We start from the raw sequence: 16,013 nt of genomic DNA, 5'->3' as shown, positions 1-16,013 counted from the left end.
TATTCGTAAAAGTCAAGCATTATTTACGAACATTCGCAAATTATTTTTGGACTTACACGAATAAGAAAACAAGGGTTTTTCTTGCCGTTTTCTTGTGTTCGTTAAGGTATACCTTTACGGACTATTGCTTTCTTAGTCCCTAAAGTCAAATAAGTCTTTAGGCTTTATCTTAAATACCTCACACATCTTAAAGATAAGGTCAAATGATATACCAACATTACCTAATTCTATTGCGCTTATATGACTTCTTTGTATATCTAATAATTCTGCAAGTTGTAGCTGTGTTATTCTTAACGCCTTTCTGTAATATACAACATTTAATCCAAACTTTCTATACTGTTCCCTATATTCCTCTTTCATGCTATCACCTCACTATGTATAGTGTAGAGGCAATAGAGTAGATAATAAACTCTCCTAAAACGTCGTTACGACGTTGACAGTGGTCATTTTCTGTGTTATTATTTCCTTACGACATTTGAACTATACAGCACAAGAAAATAAGGAGGTATAAAGATGGAACAGCAAGCAACAAACAAAAACCTTAAACCGTGTAAAGCCTGCGGAAAAGAAATGGCAAAGAGTGCAAAGGCTTGCCCTCATTGTGGAGCAAAAAACAAGAAACCTATCTTTTTACGAGGTTGGTTTATTGCAGTGGTTGTGCTATTAGTCGCCTTTGTTGTATCTAATATTCTAATAGCTAAACCTAACTACACAATTACTGCCACAGTAGTAGAAAGTGGAGAAACTACTACTTACAAGGCAAATGAGATAAGAAACATGGCAAGAGAAGATGCACAGGCGTTTTTAGATACTTTTGTAAATACAGAAACAATTATCGAATTTACCGCAACTGTCACTAATCAATACTCTGCCGCTGACGCTGTACTAAATCATGATATGTTGAATAACGCATATAATGATAGTTGGGTATATGAATGTGATGATATTCGTGTATCTTGTTTTACTTATCCCACTGTTGAAGTTGGTGACGAGATAGCAGTTACAGGTATGTTTGACGGAATTAGGGTCGTCAATAATGAGATTGAATATATTGCAGTAGTTGCTACTTCCGTTGAAAAAGTAAAGTAAATGATAAATGAAAGGCGGTTGACTTGTTCAGCCGCCTTTTCCTATTGACAAATACAAATCAAGCCTTTATCATAAAGATAACAATAAATAATGAAAGGCGGCGTTAGTAATGGCAGAAGAAATTAAAACCCCTGAAAGAATGGAAGATGTAACAGACATTAAGGAAATCACTTTGCCGCTTATCTTTGAATACATCAAGCGGCAAGGTGAAGAGGATGAAGATTGGCTTATTGATATTTTAGAGGGCAAAATACCAACCGACAAGACAGACAAGGACGGCAACCCCATTATGCGGAAACGCACCTTTATTGAACAGCGCAACGCATTTACAAGAAAATACTTCCCCGACCTTGCGCCGAAAGGCACAACTAAAAAATCGTCTGTTACAGAGGATATCTTAGCCGAACTCAAGGCAAGGAAGCGGCGGCGGTCTTAAATCGCCACGCCGAGCGGGAACGGGAGAGGGCGGCGGCTACTTTGGAAGCTGTCCCCCTTTTCCCTTTGCAGAGGGCGGCGGGAAAGAGGGCAAGAGGACGCCACAGGCGGCGGCACAATACAACGGCGGAGCGGGAATAGCTCTGTAACGCCGTAGAACGCCTGTAGAGCGATTTTAGCGGCTTTCTGGTATCCTACCATACCCGAACACAAAAACCGCTTAGAACGCATTTTAGCAAGCAAATACAAGCGGACATAGAAAAAGAGGGGAGCGGCTATTTTTCCTGCCGCTCCCCTTTGCCGTTATCCTGCTCTTTCGCCGCTTGCTCTTTCGGCTTGTCTGTTAGTATTTCCTCAAATATCAGGGCAAGCGGCAAATCATAATCACACATACCCGCCCCGCCTTTCTTAATCCTTGCGCCTGACCGTCTTTCTTGCGCCGCTCCTTGTGATATTGTCGAGTGGATTATATTGCACAAATCTATCCTTTGCCATGTCTGCATAAATGTTCATGTAGTGTTCACTCATAGCAAGTGTAGAGTGTCCTAATATCTTTGATAGCTGTACTACATCGCCGCCATTCAAAAACCATTCTCTTGCAAATGTATGGCGCAAGCCGTGAATGTTCGTTTTATTAACACCCCTGCTTGTGGTATACTGTCTATATCCTTGCGCTAAAGAGGCTTTAGAAAGTTGTTCGCCGCTTATATTGCAAAATAAAAAATCATCTTCTTCTACTCCCTCAATACGCCACATATTGATATAGTCACTTAATGACTTCACTAATTGCGGCGAAAGGTTAGCAGTTTGCAATTTCTTATTCTTTGTGTGCTGATAGAATACCTTACCATTTTTCAGGTCAATATCTTTCATTCGTATTTCTACCAGCGTTCCTAATCTTGCACCAGTACCGACAACAAAGCAACAAATCGCCCATGTGCGCCACTCTGTAAACTTTGCTTTTCTATCTGGTTTTCTAAGTAATGCCTTTACTTCCTCAATGGTGTAATCTTTCGGCATTTCCTCTTGTACCTTTATCAGCCTAATTCTAAAACGTGGTATGTATTGGCGGCTTTCGTCCATACACCAATACATAAACGCCCGCATATCGCTTAGATTATGATTGATTGTTGCCGCCTTTAGTCCCTCATCCCTCATGGCGTTAGTCCATTCAATGAACATAGAGCCGCAAATATTGCCTGTTTCTTCCGCTCTATCTCCAAAGTACTCCATGAACTTTTTATAAGTTGTCTGATATGATTTTAGTGTTTCTTCTACTCTGCCCAATGCTTTCTTTTCTGCTATGAACTCATTAAAGGGATTTATTAAGTATTGATTGTTTGCTTCTTCTCTTGCTGTCATTTGTACTCTTTTCTTTGTACCTGCCATAGTAAAAACCCCCTCCGGTAAAAAATCAAATTAAAATTATGGCTTGATTTTACCATAAAGATTTTAGCGTTTTAAGAAAAAATCAAATCATATAAATAAAACTGCACAAAAAGAAAAAAGCCTTGCGCCACAAGGCTTTTAACTGTTTTTAGTTTGATTATTTTTTGAAAATCGCCACTCTTGATTTCCAAACACAAATATCGCTGCCAGCACCAACAGAAGCACGCCGGCTTCTTTCAAAGACATAGTTTACCTCACTTTTTTGCAAAACGATTGACAAAAAAATCTGTAAACGCGGCCAGTTCCTCCTCCTGGGACACATATACATATAATTTTTCCTCTTCCAGCCAGTCATAGGCATTGATCCCAATGTAACCCTTTTTGTCCGGATAGATGACAAATGCATCGGTAGGGTACTTATTGCGATAGGCCTTTAAAATTTCCGAACGGCGATAGCAGGTCGGGTCCCCGCAGCCGGACAGGTCAGGAACGGTGGGCACAACCACAACTGTCTGACTTTCCTCGTTCCAGCCGACAATCAAATTTCCGATCTTGGTCTTGCTTCCATGCACAAAACCATAATTAAACCGGCTTACATCTTCGGTATATCCAAAAATCAGCCGATATGCATCGCCGTTTTCCACCACCTGATTAAACAGAGCGCGCATTTTCTTTGCATTCGCATTGCTTTTTTCCATATCAATTTCCGGCCCTTTAAACAACTTTCCAAAAAATCCCATTGCATTATCCTCCTAATTGTTCGTTTTATATGAAGCCAATGAAACAGAACCATGGCATCATAAACAGATCACATTTTTTGCGCTTTATAAAAACACAATTTATATTTTGTTTTTATTTTAGATAAAATAAAATTCATCCGAACATCACGCCGAAACATCATATTCGGACGAATTTACATTTTCCTTCAAGGTATCGGGGTGCTTTTGAGCATTTCCAGCGCGTCAACAATCGCATTCAGCTGAAAATCAACCGTTTCGTCAACCGCTTCGGGAACAAGCAGCGGAAGCGCATCCGGAATCGCTCTGCGTATTACCATTGTTGACAGGCTTAAATTGGTGAACAAATTGATCCGCTGCGTATCTGCGGTTATCCCAAAGTTTTCTAATATCTGTCCAAAAAGACGCCGCTGTCTGTCCCGAAAAATTTGACAGCTTTCCTTGGACAGCCGTTTAAAAATACGCTGCTGTTCTTCAATCGTCAAAACGGCAATTCCATTTTTTTCGCCGTAACAGCAGGCATGCAGAAACTGTTTGACAGCATCCCGCCAGCCCAGCGCCGGGTCTTTCATCAAAGTTTGCACATAGGCAATAATTTTAGGCTGCTGCAAATATAAGGTTTCAACGATCAAATCTTCTTTCGTTGAAAAGAAAGTGTAAAAAAATGTGCGTGAAATGCCAACTTTTTTATAGATCTGCTCAACTGTTGTATGCTGTATGCCCTGTTTTGCCATCAGCTCCAGCCCAACCGTAATCAGCGCGGTTCTGATCCGTTCCCTGTCCTCTTCAGAGTAAGCTACCTTTGGCACCTTGGATGCTCCTTTTGACCAAAATAAAAATGTTTTTAAAAATCCGTCTTTATTTTAGCACATGGCAAAAAGGAATACAAGCATAAAATATAGCCGGCAGCGCCGCTTCATCCGCAGTTGACTTCTCTTCTATTGTCTGCTATAATAAATCAAAAAATTGCTGGCACGCTGTCACCGGGCAGCGATGTCTGAAGGCATTCGGAAGCAAACCGCAGGTACGGCGCATATGCGCTATAAGGTTGGCTTTTGAGTGCTTTTATTTTTCAGGAGGACTTCACATGTATTATTCCAAAATCTACTGCACACTGCCGGAAGACGCAAAACGGATTCGCGAAACGGTATTCATGAAAGAACAGGGGTTTACCATTGAATTTGACGACAAGGATGAAAAAGCAACGCACCTTGTCCTGTACACAGAGGCCGATACGGCGGTTGGCACCGGACGTTTCTTCAAAGAAGAGGGACAGACCTATGTGATTGGCCGAATTGCAGTATTGAAAGCCTTCCGAAAGCATCACTGCGGCGCAATCCTGTTGCAGGAAGCAGAGCGGCAAATCAGAGCCCTTGGCGCAAAAGAAATTCGCCTTTCTGCCCAGGTGCAGGCCAAAGGGTTTTATGAAAAATCCGGATATACCGCTGAAGGCGAGGAGTTCCTGGATGAACATTGCCCCCATATCTGGATGCACAAAGCATTATAAAACGCAAAAAACGACGTTTTATGCTTATTTTTCTTGCTTTTTCTTCCCCCCCCCGGTTATAATAATGATATATCATTCGGACAGCCATTCAGAATCCTATCTGTTTCTTTGAGGTACCGCAGCAAAACCATGCCAGTCAAGCGCCGACAGCAGTTTTCACGCAGCCGGCCACACTGTATTGTGAAAGGAGCGATATCCCATGAAAAAATCCTGGTGGAAAGTTCCGCTGTACTGCATTGCCGCCAGCTGGGTCTGCTTCCAGCTGACCGTTCATGTGTTTGGACGCTGGGCGCTTGCCACACTTCCCGACGGGACAATCACGGCAGACCGCACCCGCGAGCTTATTCTCCACGCCGCTTTGTTCGCAGCTGTCGTTCTGATTGGCGGACTGCTCTTTTTCCGCAAAATGTCCCGCAGGGAAATTTTCCAGTCGGCCTCTGTTATGGTCGTTCTGAACGTTGTTCTGGGCATTTTTACCTATCTGACGCAAAGAATCTTTACTTCTTTCACCATGCTCTGGAGCATCCTGACAGAGTGGGATGGCGTCTTTTCTCTTCTTTTGTTCCAGCTTGGGATAAATGAATGGGTCAGCGCCGCTATTCTGTGGCTGCTGCCGCCCTATATCTTTGTGCTGTTCGGCAGGCGGTGCGCCAGCGAAGAGCAATAAATGGAATATGGCATCAGGCGGGACTCGCACAGAGTCCCGCCTGTTTTCCTTTCTGCACCTCTGCGGAAAGCCGGTTGTTTTTGAACGGTTGTTGTGTTATAATAAATTGTCTGTCGTTCTGGGCGCCGCGGCCGTGCAAACACGTCCGCAGAATAAAACCAACCCTTCGGCAGCACTATTATTTTTGCAAGAGGGGGATAAAAACGCATGCGTCACCTGATTCTGTGCGGAGACACGCTGAAGCTGATCGGGCAGGTCCCTCTCCAGTCCATCGATCTTCTGGTAACGTCCCCTCCCTACTGGGCCAAGCGCGTATATAACGGAGAAGGCGAAATCGGCTCTGAACCCACGCCGGAAGCATATGTTTCCCGCCTTGCCGATTTTTTCGATGCCCTGAAGCCCTATCTCAAACCCAGCGCCAATGTATTTATCAACGTGGGAGATACGTTTTTCGGCTCCGGTGCAGGCGCATGGAATAAATATCTGGACGAAAATGGAAACGTTACGCAGGTCCAAAAAGACCGCAAGGAAAAATATTTTACCACCAAGCCGCTTCAGCCCAAAATCCGGCAGAACGGCAAGCTATATCAGAACAAGCAGCTCTTGCTCATCCCCTCCCGCTTTGCCATCGCCATGCAGGAACGCGGCTGGCTGCTGCGGGATGATATCATCTGGCAAAAGCCCAACCGCATTCCCGCCAGCGTGACAGACCGTTTCAACAACACTTATGAGCACGTCTTCCATTTTGTTCTGCAAAAGAAGTATTTTTTTGATTTGAATGCAGTGAAAATCATGGGCGCCAACGGCCGTCCCAAAAATCCGGGGGATGTGTGGTCCATTTGTACGCAGCCTCTGGGCGGTACGCACACAGCCACTTTCCCCGAAAAACTGGTGGAGCAGATCATTCTCTGCGGCAGTCCGAAGGGCGGCGTTGTTTTCGATCCTTTCCTCGGCACCGGCACTACCTGGATAGTCAGCGAACGGCTGGAACGGAATTGCATTGGGTTTGAAATCAATGCCGAGTATTTTGACTTTGCACAAAAGCGGTTTGCAGAAAGTCTGGAGCGCGAACAATGAGCGGCTTCATTGAGATTGACAGCGCACGGCTGTGTGACTGCCCTGCCAGCCACTTATCCTGCATTGAAGCGCGCGAATGGATGAAAAACCAAATCGGCGTTTGGCAATTCGCTTATGAAGCCCGTGATATACGCGATAAAACGGTTCATCCGGCCGTTTTCCCCATTGCCATGGCCAAGCGCGTGATCGAGCAGTTTACGCATAAGGGCGAGCTTGTGTTAGACCCGTTCGTCGGCTCCGGCACCACGCTGGTCGCCGCACAGGATTTGAAACGAAACGCCGTTGGGTTTGACCTGAAGGAGGCCTATGTCGACCTTGCCAATACCCGCATAGCGTCCGGCGCTGCCGGCTGTACCGAATGCCGCCAGATTGCCGTATGCGACGATGCGCGGCATATCAGCGCCCGCATTGCACCGGGCACCGTGAAACTTGTCTTTACCTCCCCGCCTTATGCGAACATTCTCAACCGCGAGCGAAAAAACAAGAGCCGCCGCGGCAATCTGCGGGCGAACGAGCAGCTCGGCAAAATTGAGCAGTACAGCCAGGACCCCCGAGACCTTGGAACATTGGCAGCGCCTGATTTTGAAGCGGCTATTTCCGAAATTTTTTCTGATCTTAAACCGGTCTTTCAAGAGAAGGCGCATATTTTAATCAATATTACCGATGCATGGATGGACGGCAAACGTGTGCCGCTGCATATCAACATCATCAACGCCATGTGTGCGGCAGGATATGAATTCCGGAACACCATCATCTGGGACCGCAGAAATCTTGTCAACCGAATCGGTATATTCGGTTGGCCCAGCAGCTATATTACGATGGGCACCACCTTCGAATATATCCTTGATTTCACGCTTCCTCCTGTTCCGAAAGTATCGAAGAAAAAGTCAAAAAAAGCGGAGTGAACGGCCAAACCCGTTCACTCCGTTTCTTTTCTGTTACAAAATCTGCTCAATTTTTCCAAACAGCATATTCAGGTTGCGGAAGGGAATCCGAACATGCGGTCCGCGGTCATGCGGCGCGACTCTTTCATCTGCCGGCTGGTCCACACAGAATTCCACCACAACAGCGCCCGACCGGATCGCTTCGCCAATGTCCTTGGGTTCGCTGAGCAGGTATGCCTCCACAAAATGAAAATGTTCATATCTGGAATTTACAGGGCCCTGTGTCTCTGCCAGCGCCAGAATCGTCTGATTGATTTTATTTTTCCCGCTTGTCAGGTCCCAAGTGGACAAGTACTCATCCTGCCAGTATAAATCAATTGCATTCTCGCTGTTCCCACGCAGAATCAGCCCCAGATTATTCTGACGATTCCCTTTCACAGTGGTAAACAGCTTTCTTTTCAGCTGTCCATCCCGCGAGGAGGGCCTGACATAGCAAAAACGCTCAAAAATCTCCCGGGTGGTTAGTCCCCGTTCCGGCGCCTGATGGAACAGCGTAACCTTGTTCCCCCGTCCTTTTCGGATACGCATCCCCTTCAGCTCATAGGTACCCAAATCGGCAAGATGCAGGTTATTCTCCTTTACGCCGAATTCACGTTCCAGCACCTGCCCTACGATGCCGTCGTCCTTGCGGAACATCTCCGACTGCACGGGAATGAATCCTTTTTCCCGCGTTAACGCCAACTGCGTGATGACCTTTTCCTTGGTCCATTCGTTCTGCATAATCCCCGCTCCTCTCTCCTTTGCTGTAGAAGCGGCAAAACTTTGCCCCTTCTGCTTCCTACACGTTTACTATAACAAAAACCCCCCGTATGCGCAAGGGGGGTTTTTCGCTGCGCAAACGGTAAGCGTGATGGCCGTCTCGTCCGCAAAGGACCAGGTTCCGCTTGCTTCCGGCGCGTATCATAACGTACCTATGCGTTCTGATACACCGTATTCCATTTCCGTATGGCATAAAAAATCGGAGCAAGCGATACAAAGCTTGCTCCGATTTGGTGCCGGTGACCGGACTCGAACCGGTACGGTGTCGCCACCGGTGGATTTTGAGTCCACTACGTCTACCAATTCCATCACACCGGCAGGTCAGTACAGCGCGGATCATACGGTTTGTATTCTACCGCGTCTTGGTTATTATACCACGCTGCACCGCATTATTCAAGAAAAATTTCGCATTTTACGAGAACAACAGCATAACCTTATCCTTAATGCCAAGCACAAAGATTACCAGCACAATAATCGGCAGGATATAGCTGACATAAAAACGGATGCCATCCTTGACTTTGAGACCGCCGCCCTCGTTGGCTTCCTCTTTAAAGTTCTTCCAGCCCCATCCGTAGCGGGTGGTGCAGAACAGCAAATACACCAGCGAGCCCAACGGCAGCCAAATGTTGGATACCAGGAAATCCTCAAGGTCCAGCACATTCGAGCCTGGGCCAAAGGGCGTAAAGCCCGAAAGCACGTTAAAGCCCAGCACACACGGAATGGACAGCACGATGACCAATACCGTATTGAACAGCGCAACCTTTTTGCGGGAGGCGCCAGTCAGGTCCATGCAGCAGGACATGATGTTTTCAAACACCGCAAGAACTGTCGAAAATGCGGCAAACGCCATGAACACGAAGAACAGGCTGCCCCACAGACGGCCCATCGGCATGTGGTTGAAGATATTGGGCAGGGTGACAAAAATCAGGTTCGGGCCGCTGTCCGGCGAAACGCCGAATGCAAAGCACGCGGGGAAAATAATCAAGCCCGCTGTAAATGCCACGAACGTGTCCAGAATCGCTACGTTGACCGCCTCGCCCATCAGCGCGCGGCCTTTGCCGACATAGCTGCCGAAAATCGCCATCGCGCCGATACCAAGCGAAAGCGTAAAGAAAGACTGGTTCATCGCACCAACGATCACGTTGATGATGCCGGCTTCCTTCATATTTTCCAGATTGGGAATCAGGTAGAACTTCAGGCCCTCGCCTGCACCCTCAGTCGTCACGCTGTTGATCGCCAGCAGTACCATAATGGCCAGCAGCGCAATCATCATTACCTTGGTTACGCGCTCCAAACCGCCCTGCAGGCCGAACGAGTTGATCGCAAAGCCAACAACAACAACAACAACCATCCAACCGGCCATCACGCCGGGCTGACTGAGCATTTCTCCAAACACCGCGCCCACCTGCTCGGTATCTGCGCCGACAAACTTACCGCTTGCCGTCAAATAGAAATAATGCAGCATCCAGCCGCACACGGTGGTATAAAACATCATCAGCAGATAGTTGCCGATCATCGCCAGATAGCCGTGAATATGCCATTTGCTGCCCGGCTTTTCCAACGCCTGATATGCCCGCACCGGGCTTTTCTGACTGGCACGGCCAACCGCAAATTCCATCGTCATAATCGGCAGGCCGAGGATAACCAGAAACAGCACATAAAACAGCACAAACGCGCCGCCGCCGTACTGGCCAACCATCCACGGAAACTTCCAAACATTGCCCACGCCGATTGCACAGCCCGCTGAAAGCAGGATGAAACCGAGACGCGAACCCAGCCTTTCTCTTTGCATTGCTCATTTACCCCTTGTTTTCTTACATTCTTTCTGTCAAACGTCCCCGACGTCTGCATTCTTCTGATAGCGCTGCTTTTTTCGTTTTTCCCGCAGTTCACGAAAGAAAACGCGCAGCACCGCGGCGCATTCTTCCTCCAGCAGGCCGGACACAACTTCCGGTTTATGATTATACGGCAGTTCAAACAGATTAACCAGCGTACCGCACGAGCCGGCTTTCGGGTCCGGTGCGCCATAGTACACCGTTTTAATGCGCGCATTAATAATCGCCCCCGCGCACATCGGACACGGTTCCAGCGTCACATACAAATCGCACTTATGCAGCCGCCATCCGCCGAGCTTTTTACACGCTTTTTCAATCGCTTCTATTTCGGCATGATGCAGCGCATTTTTTTTACCCTCGCGCCGGTTACGGCCGCGGCCGACGATTTTCCCCTCGCACACAACCACTGCACCGACAGGAACCTCGCCTTCTTCTGCGGCTTTCTGCGCCAGCCGGAGGGCCGCCTTCATATATTTTTGCTGTTCCGTCATGCTTCTCCCTATCAAAAACTGCCCTGCGTCAAGCATCCATGCTGCACATATGCTTCTGTACCGCAACAGTAAGGACAGATCACATGCAGGCACGCAGGAATCGCATTTTAGTATATTACGAACCCTCAGGTCCTTATGCTCACTGCATCATCTGCCGCTGTCTCGAAAGATTCATCGTACCGTCCTGCATGCCGGACAGGTTTTCCAGGCAGTTGCCCGTGCCGTAGCATACGCACGAAATCGCTTCATCCGCCACATGCGTCGGAATACCGGTTTTGGAAGCAATCAGCTTATCAAATCCCCAAATCAGCGAGCCGCCGCCCGTCATTACAATGCCGTTGGTCGAAATATCGCCGGTCAGTTCAGGCGGTGTGCGTTCAATAACCCAGTGAATTGCCTCCACAATCGCCGTGGAAACCTCTTCCAATGCGTCCAAAATCTCACTCGAATTGACGGTAAAGGTACGCGGCAGGCCGGTCATCAGGCAGCGGCCCTTGACCTCCATCGTCACTTCCTCCGTGCGCGGATACACACAGCCGATATTCTTTTTAATCAGCTCGGCCGTCCGGTCGCCAATCAGCGCATTGTGCTTGCGCCGTACATACTTGACAATCGCCTCATCAAACTTATCGCCCGCAATTTTGATAGAGGTGGACTCCACAATGCCGCCAAGTGAAATAACCGCAACATCGGTTGTGCCGCCGCCAATATCAACCACCATGTTGCCGTTTGGCTTGGCAATATCAATTCCTGCGCCAATTGCCGCTGCAACCGGTTCCTCAATCAAAAACACGCGCTTGGCGCCCGCCTGGGTGCCCGCGTCAATCACGGCACGCTCCTCCACCTCGGTAATGATCGAAGGAACGCAAATTACCACATTGGGTTTGAACAGGCGGAAGCCCTGCACCTTGCGAATAAATTCCTTGATCATGCGTTCGGTCATCTCATAGTCCGAAATAACGCCCTCCCGCAGCGGACGGATGGCAATGATGTTGCCCGGCGTACGGCCGAGCATCTTCTGCGCTTCCGCGCCGACAGACAAAATCTTGCCCGATACCTTATCCACAGCAACAACCGAAGGCTCGTTGAGTACAACGCCTTTTCCCTTTACATAAACCAGCACGGTTGCCGTGCCCAAGTCAATGCCGATATCGCTGGAGAACAAGGAAAACTTTTTCGCTATCGTTTCCAGAAAAGAAGCCATAATCTTCATTCATCCTTTTTTATCTTTACTGCCGCAATTACAGTACTTTATATTATACCTTATCACAGCCTCATTTTTCAAGGCCATTTGAGAAATAATTGTACAGTCGACATTCTTTTCCTAACTTTTTACGGATTTTCCGGCTGCTGGGTACGCAGCCGCACTTTCAGTGCGCTGTAGCGCCTTCCCTTTTGGTTATTTTGCACCATATAAGCCACTGTATCGGCGCTTCCAACGATGACCAGCAACTGCCGCGCACGGGTGATGGCTGTATAAAGGATATTGCGCGTCAGCAGCCGCCGCGGCAGTCCGTCCGACAGCGCCAGCACCACCGCATCAAATTCACTGCCCTGTGATTTATGTACTGTGACCGCATAGGCCAGCTCCAGTTCATTCAGCATATCAAACGTATAGGTAGCAATTCGGTCGTCAAACCGGATAACAAGGCACTCCTGCTGTGGAAAAATCTGCAAAATTTCCCCAACATCTCCATTAAATACGCCCGTGCCCTGCTCCTCATCCTCGCGTCTTTCCCACACAACGTCATAATTGTTGCGCACCTGCATCACGCGGTCGCCTTCTCGGAAAATCCAGTCCCCAAAACGTTTTTCCAGTTTATCCTCAGACGGCGGATTCAGCGCCTCCTGCAGCCGCCGGTTCAGTGCAATCGTGCCGCTCCCCTGCCGCTTGGCCGGCGAAAGGACCTGAATCTGCGCCGGCGTAAATCCATAGTGGTTGGGCAGGCGCACCGAGCACAATTGCGTCACCGTTTCAATGACCGCTGCCGGGTCGCTGCGTTTCATGAAGAAAAAATCACCATCCGGTCCCGAAGACACCGGCATTTGTCCCGCATTCACCGCATGCGCGTTCATCACAATTGCCGATTGCCGGGCCTGCCGGAAAATCTCAGTGAGCTGAATGGTCGGCACACGCTGCGAACCAATCACATCCCGCAGGAAATTTCCCGGCCCCACCGGCGGAAGCTGGTCTGCATCGCCCACCAGCACAAGGCGGGCGCCGTGCGGCAGCGCCTCCACCAGCGCCTGCATCAGCGTAATATCAACCATGGATACCTCGTCCAGAATCACCGCGTCGCACTCCAGCGGGTTGGTAACACTCCTGGCAAAAGCAGTGCGCCCGCCGGGCGCAAAGCCGGCTTCCAACAGCCGGTGAATGGTTTTGGCTTCTAACCCTGTCAGCTCGCTGAGGCGTTTCGCCGCCCGCCCCGTCGGGGCGGCAAGCAGCGTATGCAGGCCCAGGGCTTCAAATACCTGCAAAATCCCCCGTACCGTCGTTGTTTTACCTGTACCGGGGCCGCCCGTCAGAATAACGAGTGCATTTCGCGCGGCCGCAGCAATGGCCTGCTGCTGTTGCTCCGAAAAAGGAAATTCTCTGTCCAGTGCAAGCGCCTGCAGCAGTTCGTCCACATCAAAGTCATATTGATAGGTGCGCTCTGCCATGCACCGAAGGCTTTCGGCCAGATATGCCTCCGCATCATGCATGTCACGCAAATAAACTGCATCACGCCTCGCAATATGTTCGCATACCAGCCGCCCGCGCGCGCGCAGCCGTTCAACCGCCTGCTGTGCGCGCTCCTCGTCAAACACAACGTCGTCATCGGACAGCAGCGCACATACCGCACCCGTCAGCTTTTCCACAGGGATAAAGGTATGTCCATTGTCCAGATTAAATGCCAGTGTGTACAAAACGCCTGCATCTGCCCGTTCCTCGCTCAGCAGGGACAGTCCCAACTCCATCGCCAGACCATCTGCCACTTTAAAATCCACATCGTAATATGGGTCGCAAAGCAAATACGGGTTTTCGCACAGGGCGTCCACCGCGCTGTCATGAAAGCGCTTATATAGCAGCGGCGTAAGGGCAACCGGCAGGCCGTGTTCGCTCAAAAAATCCATCAGCAGCCGCATCTCCGTCTGCTCCACAAACTGCCGGCCGATCTCACGCGCCTTTTTCTCCGTAATACCGCGAATCGCCGTCAGGCGCTCAGGCGCATGGGCCAGCACATCAAACGTCTCTTCCCCAAATTTTTCCGCAATGCGTCCGGCAAGCCGCTGCCCCACGCCGCGTATCAGCCCGGAGCCCAAATATTCCGCAATACCGCGCACGGTGCTGGGCAGGCGGCGCTCAAACGCCTCGGTTGCAAACTGTTCGCCGTAAGACGGATGCGTCACCCAGCCTCCGGTCAAAATCACCTGTTCGCCCAGCCCGATGTTGGGAAAGGTGCCGGTAGCCGTCACCTCTGCACCATCCTCTGACAGCAGGCGCAGCACGGCATAGCCATTTTCCTGATTATAGAAAACGATCTGCTCTACCGTGCCGCGAATCAGCACATATTCTCTTTCTTCCACTTTGATCGTTCCTTTTTCCCTCTTATTCCAAATACATGATATTCTGCCGTGCGGCAAGATGTTTTGCCACATTCTGCCCCTGTCCCGCACCGATTTCAATGAATGTAACGGTCATACCGGGCAAAAACTGCTTCCGAATATGCAGCGCCGTACGAATCAGCTGCTCACAGCTCGGATCACAGCCGTCGCCGTATAACGTCAGCTCAGCCGAGCCGTGCATGCGCAGCATATGGGCACAAATCAACTCATACACTGTGTGCAGCACCGTATAAAATCCGACTGCAGCAAACACCGCGAGCACCGATTGCCAGAAAACAGACATAATGCTTCCCTCCTGCTTTCAGGCTATGCGTCGGCGCCCAGACTGGTGCGCATATACTGCTGTTATTGTACCACAGGCGCATAAAAATGTAAAACCGTTCCCACAAAATCAAGCAGTCTGTCGGGCCTGCCCGACAGACTGCAAAACAGACAGGCGTTATGTCTCATGCCTGATGCACCACTCCGTCAAATCTTCACTGTTGGTTCCTCTCATCGGATGGCTGCGTCCGCAGTCCCTTTCATGCGGCGGCAGCGCAATTCCGGATGGGGAATCCTCCCCGCCGTCTGCCTGATTCCAGGCCTGCGCCGCAGTACACGGCATGCTCACTTCCATCCATTCAAAATTCTTTTTGGCGGATTCCAGTTTTTTCTGCGAAACTTCATGCTTTGCCATATCGCGTCCCTCCTCTTTTCTATTTTGCCGCGCACAAGGTTCGCTTACCCAGAAAAAATCAGGAAAACCCTTCACTTTTCGGCAAACAAAAAGCCCCCATGCAAGCATGGGGGCTTTTCACAATTCAGTTAAGAATTAGTCAGCAGCGATAGCGGTAACAACGCCGGAACCTACGGTGCGGCCACCCTCACGGATAGCGAAACGCAGGCCTTCCTCGATAGCGATCGGGGTAATCAGCTCAACGTCCATCTCAACGTTATCGCCAGGCATGCACATCTCAGTGCCTTCCGGCAGAGAGATAACACCGGTAACGTCAGTGGTACGGAAGTAGAACTGAGGACGGTAGTTGTTGAAGAACGGGGTGTGACGGCCGCCTTCATCCTTGGTCAGAACGTAAACCTGGCCATGGAACTTGGTGTGCGGATGAATGGAGCCCGGCTTAGCCAGAACCTGGCCGCGCTCGATGTCGGTCTTCTGGATACCGCGGAGCAGAGCGCCGATGTTGTCGCCAGCCTCAGCGTAGTCCAGCAGCTTGCGGAACATCTCAATGCCGGTAACAACGGTCTTGCGGGGAGCGTCCATCAGACCTACGATTTCAACTTCCTCGCCCATCTTCAGCTGGCCGCGCTCAACACGACCGGTAGCAACGGTGCCGCGGCCGGTGATGGAGAATACGTCCTCAACCGGCATGATGAACGGCTTGTCAGCCGCACGGTCCGGAGTCGGGATATACTCGTCAACAGCAGCCATCAGCTCACGGATGCAAGCGTACTCGGGAGCGTTCGGGTCGGTGGAGTC

At 49.6% G+C, this 16,013-nt stretch carries 18 protein-coding genes and 1 tRNA gene; 6 read left to right on the top strand and 13 right to left on the bottom strand.

Going from position 1 to position 16,013, the window contains the following annotated elements:
- Positions 1 to 132: 132 nt before the first annotated feature.
- The gene (locus tag ACOYIE_RS04180; RefSeq protein ID WP_412316160.1) at positions 133 to 360 is read right to left on the bottom strand and encodes a helix-turn-helix transcriptional regulator; all 228 of its coding nucleotides are present in this window, start codon (positions 358 to 360) and stop codon (positions 133 to 135) included.
- A 153-nt stretch (positions 361 to 513) separates the two neighbouring features.
- Between ACOYIE_RS04180 and ACOYIE_RS04175 the strand changes: the two genes are divergently transcribed.
- A complete protein-coding gene (locus tag ACOYIE_RS04175) occupies positions 514 to 1,089 on the top strand; it encodes a zinc ribbon domain-containing protein (RefSeq protein ID WP_433410906.1) in 576 nt (191 codons plus the stop codon).
- A 109-nt stretch (positions 1,090 to 1,198) separates the two neighbouring features.
- Positions 1,199 to 1,525 carry a hypothetical protein gene (locus ACOYIE_RS04170; RefSeq protein WP_433410905.1) on the top strand — a complete coding sequence of 109 codons (327 nt, stop codon included), beginning with the start codon at positions 1,199 to 1,201 and terminating at the stop codon, positions 1,523 to 1,525.
- Between the two features lie 407 nt (positions 1,526 to 1,932).
- On the opposite strand, the gene ACOYIE_RS04165 is transcribed toward ACOYIE_RS04170, so the two are convergent.
- The 3 genes from ACOYIE_RS04165 to ACOYIE_RS04155 form a co-directional block, all read right to left on the bottom strand.
- Complete coding sequence (locus ACOYIE_RS04165; RefSeq protein ID WP_433410904.1) at positions 1,933 to 2,913, bottom strand: tyrosine-type recombinase/integrase; 981 nt, start codon at positions 2,911 to 2,913, stop codon at positions 1,933 to 1,935.
- 254 nt (positions 2,914 to 3,167) lie between these two features.
- A complete protein-coding gene (locus ACOYIE_RS04160) occupies positions 3,168 to 3,653 on the bottom strand; it encodes a hypothetical protein (protein WP_433410903.1) in 486 nt (161 codons plus the stop codon).
- A 185-nt stretch (positions 3,654 to 3,838) separates the two neighbouring features.
- The gene (locus tag ACOYIE_RS04155) at positions 3,839 to 4,459 is read right to left on the bottom strand and encodes a TetR/AcrR family transcriptional regulator (RefSeq protein WP_433410902.1); all 621 of its coding nucleotides are present in this window, start codon (positions 4,457 to 4,459) and stop codon (positions 3,839 to 3,841) included.
- 278 nt (positions 4,460 to 4,737) lie between these two features.
- Here ACOYIE_RS04155 and ACOYIE_RS04150 point away from each other — a divergent pair, with 278 nt between their 5' ends.
- From ACOYIE_RS04150 to ACOYIE_RS04135, 4 genes are all read left to right on the top strand, one after another.
- Positions 4,738 to 5,157, top strand: a complete 420-nt coding sequence (locus ACOYIE_RS04150; RefSeq protein WP_433410901.1) for a GNAT family N-acetyltransferase — start codon at positions 4,738 to 4,740, stop codon at positions 5,155 to 5,157.
- Positions 5,158 to 5,356: 199 nt separating this feature from the next.
- Positions 5,357 to 5,824: a hypothetical protein gene (locus ACOYIE_RS04145; RefSeq protein ID WP_433410900.1), complete on the top strand. Its 468-nt coding sequence runs from the start codon at positions 5,357 to 5,359 to the stop codon at positions 5,822 to 5,824.
- 207 nt (positions 5,825 to 6,031) lie between these two features.
- The gene (locus ACOYIE_RS04140) at positions 6,032 to 6,901 is read left to right on the top strand and encodes a DNA-methyltransferase (protein WP_433410899.1); all 870 of its coding nucleotides are present in this window, start codon (positions 6,032 to 6,034) and stop codon (positions 6,899 to 6,901) included.
- Positions 6,898 to 7,806, top strand: coding sequence for a DNA methyltransferase (locus ACOYIE_RS04135; protein WP_433410898.1), 909 nt, complete (start codon positions 6,898 to 6,900; stop codon positions 7,804 to 7,806). Before ACOYIE_RS04140 ends, ACOYIE_RS04135 begins: the two co-directional genes overlap by 4 nt.
- 33 nt (positions 7,807 to 7,839) lie before the next feature.
- Here ACOYIE_RS04135 and ACOYIE_RS04130 read toward each other — a convergent pair whose 3' ends face one another.
- The 9 genes from ACOYIE_RS04130 to ACOYIE_RS04090 form a co-directional block, all read right to left on the bottom strand.
- Positions 7,840 to 8,565 carry an MvaI/BcnI family restriction endonuclease gene (locus tag ACOYIE_RS04130; protein ID WP_433410897.1) on the bottom strand — a complete coding sequence of 242 codons (726 nt, stop codon included), beginning with the start codon at positions 8,563 to 8,565 and terminating at the stop codon, positions 7,840 to 7,842.
- Positions 8,566 to 8,835: 270 nt separating this feature from the next.
- Positions 8,836 to 8,922: transfer RNA gene (locus ACOYIE_RS04125), tRNA-Leu, on the bottom strand.
- A gap of 94 nt (positions 8,923 to 9,016) precedes the next feature.
- Entirely contained in the window at positions 9,017 to 10,396 is a 1,380-nt protein-coding gene (locus ACOYIE_RS04120) for a sodium-dependent transporter (RefSeq protein ID WP_433410896.1), read from the bottom strand.
- Between the two features lie 36 nt (positions 10,397 to 10,432).
- On the bottom strand, positions 10,433 to 10,930 hold the full coding sequence (gene tadA / locus ACOYIE_RS04115; protein WP_433410895.1) for a tRNA adenosine(34) deaminase TadA: 498 nt from the start codon (positions 10,928 to 10,930) through the stop codon (positions 10,433 to 10,435).
- A 139-nt stretch (positions 10,931 to 11,069) separates the two neighbouring features.
- A complete protein-coding gene (locus ACOYIE_RS04110; RefSeq protein ID WP_433410894.1) occupies positions 11,070 to 12,134 on the bottom strand; it encodes a rod shape-determining protein in 1,065 nt (354 codons plus the stop codon).
- A gap of 128 nt (positions 12,135 to 12,262) precedes the next feature.
- The gene (recD2, locus tag ACOYIE_RS04105) at positions 12,263 to 14,500 is read right to left on the bottom strand and encodes an SF1B family DNA helicase RecD2 (RefSeq protein ID WP_433410893.1); all 2,238 of its coding nucleotides are present in this window, start codon (positions 14,498 to 14,500) and stop codon (positions 12,263 to 12,265) included.
- A 22-nt stretch (positions 14,501 to 14,522) separates the two neighbouring features.
- Complete coding sequence (locus ACOYIE_RS04100; protein WP_433410892.1) at positions 14,523 to 14,822, bottom strand: hypothetical protein; 300 nt, start codon at positions 14,820 to 14,822, stop codon at positions 14,523 to 14,525.
- A gap of 156 nt (positions 14,823 to 14,978) precedes the next feature.
- Positions 14,979 to 15,215: a hypothetical protein gene (locus ACOYIE_RS04095; protein WP_433410891.1), complete on the bottom strand. Its 237-nt coding sequence runs from the start codon at positions 15,213 to 15,215 to the stop codon at positions 14,979 to 14,981.
- 135 nt (positions 15,216 to 15,350) lie between these two features.
- The coding region (locus ACOYIE_RS04090; protein WP_433410890.1) for an EF-Tu/IF-2/RF-3 family GTPase at positions 15,351 to 16,013 on the bottom strand (663 nt) is incomplete at its 5' end.

It is taken from the genome of Agathobaculum sp. (assembly GCF_050946325.1).
GTDB lineage: Bacteria > Bacillota > Clostridia > Oscillospirales > Butyricicoccaceae > Agathobaculum.
Note: the sequence above shows the minus strand (reverse complement) of the source record. Positions and strands in the feature narration are given on the sequence as shown.

Coding starts and splice junctions, on each gene's coding strand:
- ACOYIE_RS04180 (WP_412316160.1), bottom strand. CDS start 360: ATGAAAGAGGAATATAGGGAACAGTATAGAAAGTTTGGATTAAATGTT.
- ACOYIE_RS04175 (WP_433410906.1), top strand. CDS start 514: ATGGAACAGCAAGCAACAAACAAAAACCTTAAACCGTGTAAAGCCTGC.
- ACOYIE_RS04170 (WP_433410905.1), top strand. CDS start 1,199: ATGGCAGAAGAAATTAAAACCCCTGAAAGAATGGAAGATGTAACAGAC.
- ACOYIE_RS04165 (WP_433410904.1), bottom strand. CDS start 2,913: ATGGCAGGTACAAAGAAAAGAGTACAAATGACAGCAAGAGAAGAAGCA.
- ACOYIE_RS04160 (WP_433410903.1), bottom strand. CDS start 3,653: ATGGGATTTTTTGGAAAGTTGTTTAAAGGGCCGGAAATTGATATGGAA.
- ACOYIE_RS04150 (WP_433410901.1), top strand. CDS start 4,738: ATGTATTATTCCAAAATCTACTGCACACTGCCGGAAGACGCAAAACGG.
- ACOYIE_RS04145 (WP_433410900.1), top strand. CDS start 5,357: ATGAAAAAATCCTGGTGGAAAGTTCCGCTGTACTGCATTGCCGCCAGC.
- ACOYIE_RS04140 (WP_433410899.1), top strand. CDS start 6,032: ATGCGTCACCTGATTCTGTGCGGAGACACGCTGAAGCTGATCGGGCAG.
- ACOYIE_RS04135 (WP_433410898.1), top strand. CDS start 6,898: ATGAGCGGCTTCATTGAGATTGACAGCGCACGGCTGTGTGACTGCCCT.
- ACOYIE_RS04130 (WP_433410897.1), bottom strand. CDS start 8,565: ATGCAGAACGAATGGACCAAGGAAAAGGTCATCACGCAGTTGGCGTTA.
- ACOYIE_RS04120 (WP_433410896.1), bottom strand. CDS start 10,396: ATGCAAAGAGAAAGGCTGGGTTCGCGTCTCGGTTTCATCCTGCTTTCA.
- tadA (WP_433410895.1), bottom strand. CDS start 10,930: ATGACGGAACAGCAAAAATATATGAAGGCGGCCCTCCGGCTGGCGCAG.
- ACOYIE_RS04110 (WP_433410894.1), bottom strand. CDS start 12,134: ATGGCTTCTTTTCTGGAAACGATAGCGAAAAAGTTTTCCTTGTTCTCC.
- ACOYIE_RS04100 (WP_433410892.1), bottom strand. CDS start 14,822: ATGTCTGTTTTCTGGCAATCGGTGCTCGCGGTGTTTGCTGCAGTCGGA.
- ACOYIE_RS04095 (WP_433410891.1), bottom strand. CDS start 15,215: ATGGCAAAGCATGAAGTTTCGCAGAAAAAACTGGAATCCGCCAAAAAG.